Origin of the sequence: Ensifer sp. SSB1, assembly GCF_016652895.1 — a bacterium.
Taxonomy (GTDB): Bacteria; Pseudomonadota; Alphaproteobacteria; order Rhizobiales; family Rhizobiaceae; genus Ensifer.
Genome location: NZ_JAEPRP010000216.1, coordinates 1 through 10,958 on the forward strand (window position 1 = coordinate 1; position 10,958 = coordinate 10,958).

A 10,958-nucleotide genomic window follows, 5' to 3' on the forward strand; every position below is an offset into this window, starting at 1 on the left:
CGGATCTTGACGTTGTAGTCAACCACCCGCTTCACCGTCACAAGTATTTTCATGGCATCCTCGATGGCTTCTACCGGATTGAGTTGTTCTCGGGCCCGGATCACTAGATTTTGTTACAGAGGCGAACTGCATCCAGAATTGATGCCTGGATGTTGCGGCTCGAGACGGCGTCACCGATGCGATAAAGTTCGAACGCGCCTTTGCCCTTCGGCAATTGTTTCTTTCCCTCGACGAAGGTCCGCAGATCAATGACCCCGTCGTTTGAGGAGAGGGGCTTGAGGTCAGTATACAGCTCGTCGAATGGCAGCGTTCCTTGCTCGATTACGACATGGTCCGCGGCGATTTCGTACGACCTGTATGTCAAATCGCTGAACAGGTTCGCAACCAGCTGGTTGTTGAGGCGCCGGACGGACGTGACACGCGTTTCGCCTATGGGACGGATGGCGAATTCGTCGAATTGCTTTCTCCATCTGTACTTGTCCGCATAGACGAGATCTTCGCCGAGCGCGGCGTCGATCGACACATAAGTGACGTCGCAACCCGCCAATTTCGCGGCTTCCGCGACGAGCGGCGCGCCGTGGCGTCCAGTGCCGTCCGCCACCACCACCCTACCCGACAATGCAACTTGACCGGCCAGAACATCCCAAGGGGTGACACAAAGGTCCTGGCCTTCTGTGAGATCGATCATCGGCATACCGCCCGTTGCCAGGATAACGGCGTCCGGGTTCAGCTCAGTTATGTCTGACGTCCCCATGAACGCGTTGGTCTGCACAACTACGCCGAGCCGGCCGAGTTCGCTGACTCGCCACTCGATAATACCCATGAGGTCGCGTCGCCAGGTTCCCCGGCTGGCCAGAAGCACTTGGCCACCAACTTCCGACGCTGCTTCATAAAGCGATACATGATGCCCGCGTTCCGCGCAGATCCTTGCCGCCTCAAGTCCCGCAGGCCCCCCTCCGACCACGACGATCTTTCGCTTCTCGCTTGCCAGTGATTGAACATGGTCGAGCGTCAATTCGCGCCCGGTGGCAGGGTTGTGAAGGCATGCTGGGCGGTACGACGACTGGCAATGGGTGCCGCCCACGCAGGGTCGAATCTCTTCCTCGCGGCCCTCGACCAGCTTGTTGACCAGGTGGGGATCAGCAATCTGAGCACGCGTCATTCCTACCATGTCGACCTTACCGGCTGCGATCGCGTAGCGGGCGGAAGCAAGATCGGTTACTCGGGTCGCGTGGAAGACGGGCAAACCCACCGCATTCTTGAAGGATCCTACCTGTTCAATCCAGGGCGCAATGGGCGTGCCGATGCCAGGCATGTGCTGAACTGCCATCGCTCGCACGGTGTCTGTCGCACCGAAGATTGCATCGAAAAAGTCGACCGCGCCCTCGCGTTTCAGGATCTCTCCGAACCTGATGCATTCATCAGCATCAAGACCGCCTTCGGCCGCCTCGTCGACTGTAAGGCGCATGCCAACGAGGAAGCGTTCGGAAACGGTTGCCTCACGAATTGCTTCATGCACCATCAATGCAAATCGCGACCTGTTTTCAAGACTACCTCCATATCTGTCGGTACGCTTGTTCATCAGTGGCGAAAGGAACTGTCCGATCAAGTGGCCGCTCGCCAAGGTTTCGATACCGTCGAGACCACCTTCAAGGCAACGGCGGGCCGCAGCGCCATATGCCTTTACGACCCTTACGATATCGTTCTCATCCATCTCCTTGGGAATGCTTCGGTGCAGGGTCTCGCGGATTGCGGACGGACCAATGGTAGGCAGCCAATCGCCCGCATAAGGGTCGCCCCGGCGGCCGAGGTGCGTGATCTGGCACATCGTGTAGGCGCCGTGCCTGTGAACTGCCTTAGAGAGCTTTTGCAGGTAGGGAATTACCCTGTCTGTCCCAACGTTTAGTTGGCGAAAATTGCTTGGGGAGTCGAGGTCGATATTTGACGACCCGCCAAACATCGTGAGAGCCAATCCGCCTTTCGCTTTTTCCTCGTGATAACGCGCATATGCTTCGCCGGGCATTCCGTCGATCTCAAGCCCACAGGCATGGCTTGTGCTCATTATCCGGTTCCGGAACGTAATGTGGCCAAGCTTGAACTCGCTCAACACCGCGTCCGTCTTCCTGTGAACACTATTGTCGCGCAAGGTTTCACTCATGATGTTCTCCAAAGGTCGCAGTAACCCTGCCCGGCGTCGGTGCCAGGGGAACAACTGCCTCAAATTCGTATGTTACGGTGGCCGTTAAAGGACTTGACTTAGGAACCGACGGGTGCGCGCATCCTTCGCCTCGACGAACATTTGATCGGGTGGGCCATGTTCCACGATCACTCCTTTGTCCATAAAGTAGACGTGATCGGCGACTTCCCTCGCGAAGTTCATTTCATGGGTGACAAGCACGCACGTCATTCCGTCTTTCGCCAAATCCTTGATGGTCGATAGTACCTCTTTCACCATCTCAGGATCGAGGGCCGCGGTAACCTCATCAAAGAGCATGACTTCTGGCCTCATGGCGAGGCTTCGCGCAATTGCCACACGTTGTTGTTGGCCGCCTGACAGTTCCAGAGGGTAGGCATCTTCCTTTCCCGCCAGGCCGACCTTGGCAAGCAATTCTCTGGCACGTGCTTCGACAACGCCTTTCTTTTCACGAAGAACGATCCGCGGAGCCATCGCCACGTTTTGAAGTGCAGTTTTATGAGGAAAGAGATTGTATTGCTGGAACACAATGCCTACCCGTTTGCGCAGAGCAAGCTTGTCCAGCTTTTCATCGTTGACCTCTAGCCCGCCAACCTTGATCGAACCGCTCTGAATTGAGTTCAGCCCGTTGATGCACCGAATGAGCGTCGACTTGCCGGAGCCGGAAGGCCCAATGATGCAGACGACCTCCCCACGGCGTATGTTCAGACTGATGTCCGACAGGACGCGCAAAGCACCGTAGTCCTTACAGACAGCATCCAAGACGATGAGCGGCGCAGATTCCATTCGCGCAGTTTCAGATACGTACAGCAAAGGTCTTCTCCAGCTTTCGAGTCCAAAGTGCAATCGGGTAGATGTAGAGAAAGAACAACGCCATCACGAATAGATAGAACGGTACAAGGTACTCCGGTTTGGAACCCGCAGCGTTCATGGCCGCTTGGGCGTTGTTTACGGCTTCTTCGACCCCAAGTATTGATGCCATCGGGGTAGCAAGCGTCAAAATGGCATACCAGTTCATCCAAGGTGGAATGGAACGCTTCACGCACTGTGGAAGAATGACGTACCGAAGAGACTGCAATCGCGTGAAAGCGAGGCTTTCCGCCGAATCCCACTGGCCTCGAGGTATCGAGGCGATCGCTCCTCGCACGATTTCGCTTATGTTCGCCATTACCGGGAGGGAGAAAGCGAAAGTGGCCTTGGTCCAATCCGGCAGGCCCAGCAAGCCTATGCCGGGAACCTCCAGCCGGAAGGGCACGAGGAGCATTACTACAAACAGGATCACGAGCCAGGGGGAGTTGCGAAAGACTTGCGTGACGAATTTCGCTATCCACCTGATCGGAGCAAACTCGCTGATCTGCATGAGGCCGAGAATGACGCCAAGAATGGTCGCTATGATCATCGCAAGCAGGCTCATCGCGAGGTTCAGCGAGAAGCCCTTCAGTATGAAAGGCATCCAGTCGACCAGTGTAGAGACCGCGCCAGGGGATGAGCTTTCTTGCGCGAGCGCATGCGAACAGAGCTGCAGGTTAAGCGCCGTGGCGGCAAGTGCGACCTTGCCGATGTTCCCGAGCGTTGCTAACGGGATGAGCGTGTGTGACTTATTGCGCATGACCATACCCCGGGATTGCAAGACGCCGCTCCACGAAGTGAAGGAAGCCTCCGATCAGGCTGACGGTCGCAATGTAGAAGACAAAGAGCACAAGCATCATTTCCGGCACATTCACGTTGTCAGACCAAACCTGGTTCAGCGTGTAGGTCACCTCCGGTACGCTGATGACGTATGCAAGAGAGGTGGTCTTGGCGAGGCTCACGAGATTGCTCGTGAGGGCAGGCAGGCTGACCCTTACCGCCAGTGGCAACTTCACGTACAAGAAAGTCTGCAACCGACTGAACCCGAGACTATCGGCGCCTTCCACCATTGATGTCGGCACAGCTTCCAGGCCGGCACGCAGGATCTCGACGTTGAAGGCTCCGCCGAAAATGCCGAGTGCGATGAGGGCCCAGCCGAATGCGGTGATCGCGGGTTCGTAGTAACCGCCAAGATCGACCTGCGGCGTATAGGCTCCAAGCGCAAAGTAGAAGAAGAGCATTTGCACCATGGGCGGCGTGTTGCGAAAAAGCTGGATGTAGCCGTTCACAAATATCTGGACCGCTTTCGAACGCGAGGTTTGTAGCCAAGCGCCGGCCGCCCCGACAAGCAGGGAGAGGATCAGCGCGCAAAGTATTAGCTGCAGGGATTCCGAAACACCGGAGACGAAGCGGGAGTATTCATACTCATCGTAGAATATTATGAAGTTCCACCCGGTACGATCATATAGGTTCCGGAACAGTGGGCTGATTATATCGAACACGCCGACCCTCCGTTTGCAAGATTGAACATTCTAGCGCGAGAGATAGCTATCGTCCCACTTGTGTTTTGCATGTTGATCGTGCAGCCACTTGGTTGGATTCAGCTTCCACTTTTCTTCAAGCTCAAGTAGAAACCCATTTGCCTGCCACCGATACGCGACGCCTGAGAGAAACGTTCCCCAAAGTTTATCTTTTTGATCGAGCGGGACTGCGATACCCCACGGATTGTCGAACATGATCGACACAGGCATTTCGTAGTCATTCCATTCGCCGGACAGGAGATCGGCCTGTATCGATGCATTCTCATAGATGAACGCAACGCATTTCTGGCTCCTCAACGCCTCCTTGGCTTCCGAGTTTCCGGTGAACGCGATGATCTTGGCGCCGTACTGTGTTTCGGCGGACTTGTTGTAGAGCGTGCCTTGCTTGCCGCAGACGGGCTTCCCCTTGATGTCTTCCCACGATTTGATCACGCCTTTTTTTGCCATGAGAGTGGGGCCAGTGCTCCAATACCCAGGTTCGATAATCCCAACGGCTTTGCGGCGTTCGGCCGTGTCGTACATGCTTCCAACGAGGACATCGATCTTGCCCTGCTCGAGGAACTCCATTCGATTGGCAGAGGTCACAACGACGAGTTCGAGCTTGACGCCCATGGTGTCGGCAATCGATTTCGCGAGGTCGACCTCTACGCCCATGAGAGAGCCGTCGGCATCGCGGTACGAAAACGGTTTGTTAGCGCCCTGCACCCCGATCCGTACCAACCCGTTCTCGAGTATCGTCTGAAGATCACTGTCTGCGGCAGCGGCGTTCTCGCCCGTGTGCGCAATCGTGGCCACTGAAAGACAGACCAAAGTCGCGAATTTCTTAAGAGAGTTTGCTTTGCTCATGGTTCCCACTCGTTCTGATTTTTCATTTTTCTTAGGCTGCCGATTTGAGACGGCCATCGGTCAACCTTCTGTTCACAACGTCAATGAAACATGGAGTTCGTAATACGCAAAATTGATTTTTCGTCGATCGTTATGCGCAATTGGTATAGCGCAAGGGGCGCTTTGTGAGGTTGGCGAGGGCTTGATGAGCGGTCGACTTGTTGGATAACGCTATGAAACGGGCGATAGCAGGAAGGCGGTTCAGGTTAGGTGAATTCCTACTGAGCGTTGACAGCTTAACGTCGCCGGTATCAATTCATAAGTATCAACAAGACCGCTCGGTGTGAGATGAGCACTCAATGAATCTAGCAAACCTGTCCGCCTTTCGCGCAGTTCTTTTGACGGGTACCGTCACGGCTGCAGCGGAAATCATGGGACGCAGTCAGCCGGCAGTGAGTAGGATGCTGGCAAAGCTGGAGGAAGAGCTGGGTGTGACCCTCTTCGAGCGTCGCAAGGGCCTGATCATACCAACGCGTGAGGCTCATCTTCTCATAGACGAGGTCGAGCGAGTTTATGCTTCACTTGACTCGTTGAAGAGCTTTTCCGGCCGACTTTCGCAAGGAGAGGGTGGAAACATTACAATTGCGTCGATGCCCGCGCTTGGCATCTCCTTTCTTCCCGCTGCGATCGGTGCGTTCAACACGAACTGGAAAACGACAAAGGTCGTCCTGAATATTCAGCTATCGCCGAAGGTTGAGGAATGGGCGTCAGCTCAACAGATCGATTTTGGCATAGCGGAGCTGCCGTTCTTTCGATCAGGCTTTTCAGCCGAGATCTTCAGCAATGCCCCCTATCTCTGTGCAGTCCCTTGCGACCATGAACTTGCCAACAGGCAGTGGATTGGACCTGAAGATTTAAGAGGGCAGCCGATTGTTTACGGGACTTCTTTCCTGCCTTCCCGGCCGCTTTTTGACAGCGCATTTCAAGCGGCAGGCGTCGAGGTCGCGCCCGTCGTCGAAACGACATACATTCTTGCTACATACGAGTTCGTCAAAGCGGGGCTAGGGATCGGTTTTATCGACCCGTTTACTGCGGCAATGAACCAGAGTGACCAGGTCAAGGCTATTCCATTTAGACCAAGGATCCCGTTCAACGTGGCGCTGCTTCGACCGAAGACCCGACCGCTCACGCCCGCAGCGGAGTCACTCCTGGAAGCGATCAAGGAAATGCGCAACCGCATTGTAGCGCCGCCCAGCTAAACCGCATGGAACGAGCTCTCCCGCATTCTGGCCGATGCTGGATACCGCGGCCATAATGCTCCCGAAAGTCACAAGCTGAGGATCTTCACCAGCGGTCAGAAGCGCCGCCTCACGCCCGCCATCAAACGCCAGATGCGACGACGATCGGCGGTCGAACCCGTCATTGGACACCTCAAGAGCGAACACAGAATGGACCGGAATTATCTCACTGGCGGACAGAGGGATGCCGTCAATGCCGTTCTGGCCGCCGCCGGATACAACTTCTCCCTCCTGCTGCGATGGTTCAGGCAACTTTTGTGCCTGTTCGCCGCACTACTCTTCACGCTCCAGAGCCGACCAATGCCGCAGCAACCTGCCTGAAAGCGAGTTCTTCACGATCGACTAAATATCGCGCTCGGCTGCAACATCGATCACCTGGTGCTCGGCCAACGAGGCCTGCCGCGTTTGTCAGTCCCGGTTTTCGGAGCAATGTTCGCCTTCCGGACTGACGATCGGCCAAGTCGTGCCGGGAAGCGGAGACACGCGAACTTAGTCTGATCAACCGATATGTTCGCGGAGCGCTTCTTCGGCTTCGTTGATGAAGGCTGTGCTAAGTTCCGTGAACGCTACGAAGTCTCCGCGCGCGAACATTTCCGCGAGCGAGCGATGCCCGTCTAGTGAAATCGATGAATTTATGTCGATTGGAGCACTATAGTTTGTCCGAAGGGTAGCTACCCTTCCAGCGACGAGCCGGTAAGCCTCCTGAACGTAGCGATTCCCGCAATGATTTACAAATGTCTCATGGAAGGCGGTGTCTGCGCGGGCAAACCTGAACCTGTCCTTCGAAGAGATCGCGACCTCCATGTCATCGAGGACGACTTTTAGGCTGGCCAATGTTCCTTCCCTGTCATGTCGATAAGCCAACTCCGCCGCCCAAGGTTCGTGGCCCAGACGAAACTCGCAGAGCATCGCCACGTCATCGGCGTCCGGGCTGAAGACGAAGCTCCCCACCTGGGGTTTTACTACGACCAGGCCCTCGAGCTGAAGCTTGTTCAGAGCCTCTCTGATCGGTGTCCGGCTTACACCAAAGGATTGCGCCAACATCTCCTCGTTGATGCTGGAACCGGGCAAAAATTCCCCTTCGGTGATTGCCTGACGAAGCCGGACGACAACGCGTTGGGCTAGAGATTGAGATTGCTGGAGCCTGAGGTTCGGCATATCGCGTCCGTTTAGTGTCATTCGTCCAATCAATAAAGTGTCACGTGTCTTATAAAACGTTTCAAAACAGCGATCTAGCCCGTACGAGTTCTACTCGTCGCCAGGAACAAAGGCAATCGCGGGCTACCGAGGCAGCCCGCGCATTGTTTAATCGTTATGTCTGGGCAAGCCGCTCGTCTGAGCTACTCGTTGGTATTTGAGAGCCGGTGTTAAGACCATTCCGCCATCGAACTGCCCTACCATCGACCGCTGGATTTCCTGCCAAGGCGTCTGATGTGCCGGGTATCGGTAGCCGCCAGTTTGCTCAAGGGCAACTTTTCGCTGCGCAAGCTCGGCATCCGAAATCATGAGATTTGCCGTACAGCTTCTGAGATCGATGCGGATTCGATCGCCCGTTTTTAACAGCGCCAAGCCGCCGCCAAGAGCAGCTTCCGGCGAGGCGTTCAGAATAGAGGGAGAGCCAGAAGTGCCGGACTGCCGGCCGTCCCCTATACAGGGAAGGGCGTGGACGCCCTGTTTGATCAGATAGGCCGGCGGCTGCATGTTCACCACCTCCGCACCTCCCGGATAACCGATCGGGCCGACGCCGCGCATGACAAGGATGCTTTGAGTTGTAATCTCCTCGCTGGGGTCCTCGATGCGCCGATGGTAGTCCTCCGGTCCATCGAAAACGACGGCGTAGCCCTCGAATGCATCAGGATCGTCCGGGTTCGAAAGGTATCGCTCACGGAACTCTGTCGAGATACCGCTCGTCTTCATGATCGCGCTGTCGAAAAGATTTCCCTTTAAGTTCAGGAAGCCCGCGTTTCGCATCATGGGGGCCGACAGCGGCCATATGACGTCGGGGTTCAAGTTTTCTGCGCACGCGTAGTTTTCGCGAAGGCTTTTCCCGCTGACGGTTATCGCGTCAGGATGAGGGAGCAGGTCCGCGCGCATAAGGTCCGAAATGACCGCGGGAACCCCACCTGCGCGATGGAAATCCTCGCCAAGATACTGACCTGCGGGTTGAAGGTTTACCACCAGCGGAATCTCATACCCGATCCGCTGCCAATCATCATTGTCGAGTGGGACGTCCAGATGTTTGGCGATCGCGTTCAAGTGGATCGGGGCGTTCGTAGATCCGCCGATCGCGGAATTCACCACGATGGCATTCTCAAAAGCCTCGCGCGTCATGATGTCGGAGGGCTTCAAGTCTTCCAACACCAACCCGACTATGCGCCTGCCCGTCTCGTATGCCATCTGAGCCCTCGCCGCATATGGCGCAGGTATCGTTGCTGAGCCAGGAAGCTGCATGCCGAGTGCCTCGGCGAGACTGCTCATGGTCGTGGCAGTGCCCATTGTGTTGCAGACGCCCGGAGATGGCGCCGAAGAAGCGACCAGGTCCATGAATTCGCCGTATTCAATCTCTCCGGTCGAGAGTTTCTGCATCGACTCCCAAACAATGGTGCCAGAACCTGTTGGTTTGCCTTTGTGCCAACCGTTCAGTGTCGGTCCGACAGCCAGTGCAATTGCAGGGATGTTGACTGTGGCCGCGCCCATCATCAGAGCAGGCGTCGTCTTATCGCAGCCGGTCAGAAGAACGACGCCGTCAATCGGATAACCGTAAAGAACTTCGACTAACGCCAGATATGTAAGGTTTCGATCCAGCGTCGCCGTGGGGCGCTTCCCGGTTTCCTGAATAGGGTGACAGGGAAACTCGAAGGGTATGCCGCCCGCAGCAATAATTCCGTCTCTGACGCGCTTGCTCAGTTCGATGTGATGGCGATTGCATGGCGCAAGATCAGAGCCGGTCTGAGCAATGCCGATCAGGGGTTTGTCGGACTGCAACTCATCACGTGTCAGACCAAAGTTCAGATATCGTTCCAGGTAGAGCGCGGTCATTCGAGGATCGTCCGGGTTGTCGAACCACTCCTGCGACCTGAACCTTTTCTTCCTTGGGGTGTTTCCCACCATTGTTTCCTCTTTCATGTATCGGGACCAATCCGCCCTGAAACGAGCAGACTGATGTGAGCATTAGGCGCTACCGCGCATGGTTCTGAGGTTTGCCGCGCATGTACGAAGCAAGTCAGCCGACTTGTCGCGAGTCACCCCTGACGAGCACACAGACGGATGCTATGACGGTCAAAATGACCGCGATCGCTGCAATAACCGGATCGATGCTGTCGCGAAGACCTGACCACATGAGTTTGGGCAATGTCACCACATCGACCGAGGTTACGAATAGCGTCACCGAGATTTCCTCCCACGACAGGATGAAGGAGAGAAAAGCTGCCGAGAGGACCCCAAATTTGACGTTTGGAAGGATGACCCAGAAAGTCGTCTGCCAAACTGATGCTCCAAGATTTCGAGCCGCGAGTTCGATCCGTCTATCCACCTGGTTTATCGACACGAGGATCGTGACAACAGCGTATGGAAGCGCCATGACGGTGTGCGCGATGACGACGCCGAGCATCGAGTCATAGATGTCCGCTTGCGTCGAGAAGAAATACATGGTCAGCGACGAGACGATCGGGGGGACTGCCATAGGCACGAGGGCCAGCGCCACGAGTGTCCGCGTCAATCGCGACTGAGTATACCAGAGCCCGACTGCGAACAGGAACGCCAGTACGGTCGAAATAACGGAAGTGACTATACCAGCCTGGATGCTGGTGAAGATGCCGTTTCGCCAGATATCACTGGTGAACAACTCTTGATAATGCAGCCAGGACCAATCTCCTTCCGGCATGGAAAGGTATCGCTTGGCTGTGAACGAAACCGGCACGGCGGCAATCAGGGGGGATACCAGGAAAGCGACCGCGAGATAAGTCAGCGCATATGCTAGAAAGCCGCGAAGGGTAATTTTCATGGCCTAGCCCTTCAGTTTGCTGAGGTCAATGAAGCGTGAGACGAGCCAGACCAGACCACCTACAAGAAGTAGCATGACGCTCGCAAGCGCTGCGCCTGGACCCCAGTTCGCGGTCTGCGACATCTGTGTGTAGATGTACTCGGCGCCCATCACGACACGTCCGCCGCCTAAGATCGTTGGGGTCACGAAGAATCCGAGCCCGAAGACGAAGACAATAAAGAAGGCGCCCACGATGCCGGGCAGCGAGA

Annotated in this window: 8 protein-coding genes and 3 pseudogenes; 2 read left to right on the top strand and 9 right to left on the bottom strand. The window is 55.8% G+C overall.

What is annotated here, in order from left to right; translation table 11 throughout:
- Positions 1-103: 103 nt before the first annotated feature.
- The 5 genes from I8N66_RS33025 to I8N66_RS33045 form a co-directional block, all read right to left on the bottom strand.
- Positions 104-2,158 carry an NADH:flavin oxidoreductase gene (locus tag I8N66_RS33025; protein ID WP_291163424.1) on the bottom strand — a complete coding sequence of 685 codons (2,055 nt, stop codon included), beginning with the start codon at positions 2,156-2,158 and terminating at the stop codon, positions 104-106.
- Between the two features lie 84 nt (positions 2,159-2,242).
- Positions 2,243-2,980: an amino acid ABC transporter ATP-binding protein gene (locus I8N66_RS33030; RefSeq protein WP_291163445.1), complete on the bottom strand. Its 738-nt coding sequence runs from the start codon at positions 2,978-2,980 to the stop codon at positions 2,243-2,245.
- A 10-nt stretch (positions 2,981-2,990) separates the two neighbouring features.
- Positions 2,991-3,803, bottom strand: a complete 813-nt coding sequence (locus tag I8N66_RS33035; RefSeq protein ID WP_291163427.1) for an amino acid ABC transporter permease — start codon at positions 3,801-3,803, stop codon at positions 2,991-2,993.
- Positions 3,793-4,545, bottom strand: coding sequence for an amino acid ABC transporter permease (locus I8N66_RS33040; RefSeq protein WP_291163430.1), 753 nt, complete (start codon positions 4,543-4,545; stop codon positions 3,793-3,795). Before I8N66_RS33040 ends, I8N66_RS33035 begins: the two co-directional genes overlap by 11 nt.
- 30 nt (positions 4,546-4,575) lie before the next feature.
- Positions 4,576-5,430: a transporter substrate-binding domain-containing protein gene (locus I8N66_RS33045; protein WP_291163433.1), complete on the bottom strand. Its 855-nt coding sequence runs from the start codon at positions 5,428-5,430 to the stop codon at positions 4,576-4,578.
- 338 nt (positions 5,431-5,768) lie between these two features.
- Between I8N66_RS33045 and I8N66_RS33050 the strand changes: the two are divergent.
- Positions 5,769-5,939: pseudogene (locus I8N66_RS33050) on the top strand (LysR family transcriptional regulator); the annotation flags it as partial.
- A gap of 60 nt (positions 5,940-5,999) precedes the next feature.
- A pseudogene (locus I8N66_RS33055) lies at positions 6,000-6,965 on the top strand (LysR substrate-binding domain-containing protein); the annotation flags it as partial.
- 240 nt (positions 6,966-7,205) lie between these two features.
- Here the strand turns inward: I8N66_RS33055 and I8N66_RS33060 are convergent.
- The 4 genes and pseudogenes from I8N66_RS33060 to I8N66_RS33075 all read right to left on the bottom strand — a co-directional run.
- The gene (locus I8N66_RS33060) at positions 7,206-7,886 is read right to left on the bottom strand and encodes a GntR family transcriptional regulator (protein ID WP_291163436.1); all 681 of its coding nucleotides are present in this window, start codon (positions 7,884-7,886) and stop codon (positions 7,206-7,208) included.
- A 126-nt stretch (positions 7,887-8,012) separates the two neighbouring features.
- Positions 8,013-9,833, bottom strand: a complete 1,821-nt coding sequence (locus I8N66_RS33065; protein ID WP_291163439.1) for an IlvD/Edd family dehydratase — start codon at positions 9,831-9,833, stop codon at positions 8,013-8,015.
- Between the two features lie 97 nt (positions 9,834-9,930).
- Entirely contained in the window at positions 9,931-10,710 is a 780-nt protein-coding gene (locus I8N66_RS33070) for an ABC transporter permease (RefSeq protein ID WP_291163442.1), read from the bottom strand.
- 3 nt (positions 10,711-10,713) lie between these two features.
- A pseudogene (locus I8N66_RS33075) lies at positions 10,714-10,958 on the bottom strand (ABC transporter permease); the annotation flags it as partial.

What these genes read in the sequence shown, in the direction of transcription:
- I8N66_RS33070 (WP_291163442.1), bottom strand. Translation starts at nt 10,710, where the DNA reads ATGAAAATTACCCTTCGCGGCTTTCTAGCATATGCGCTGACTTATCTC.
- I8N66_RS33065 (WP_291163439.1), bottom strand. Translation starts at nt 9,833, where the DNA reads ATGAAAGAGGAAACAATGGTGGGAAACACCCCAAGGAAGAAAAGGTTC.
- I8N66_RS33025 (WP_291163424.1), bottom strand. Translation starts at nt 2,158, where the DNA reads ATGAGTGAAACCTTGCGCGACAATAGTGTTCACAGGAAGACGGACGCG.
- I8N66_RS33045 (WP_291163433.1), bottom strand. Translation starts at nt 5,430, where the DNA reads ATGAGCAAAGCAAACTCTCTTAAGAAATTCGCGACTTTGGTCTGTCTT.
- I8N66_RS33035 (WP_291163427.1), bottom strand. Translation starts at nt 3,803, where the DNA reads ATGCGCAATAAGTCACACACGCTCATCCCGTTAGCAACGCTCGGGAAC.
- I8N66_RS33060 (WP_291163436.1), bottom strand. Translation starts at nt 7,886, where the DNA reads ATGACACTAAACGGACGCGATATGCCGAACCTCAGGCTCCAGCAATCT.
- I8N66_RS33030 (WP_291163445.1), bottom strand. Translation starts at nt 2,980, where the DNA reads ATGGAATCTGCGCCGCTCATCGTCTTGGATGCTGTCTGTAAGGACTAC.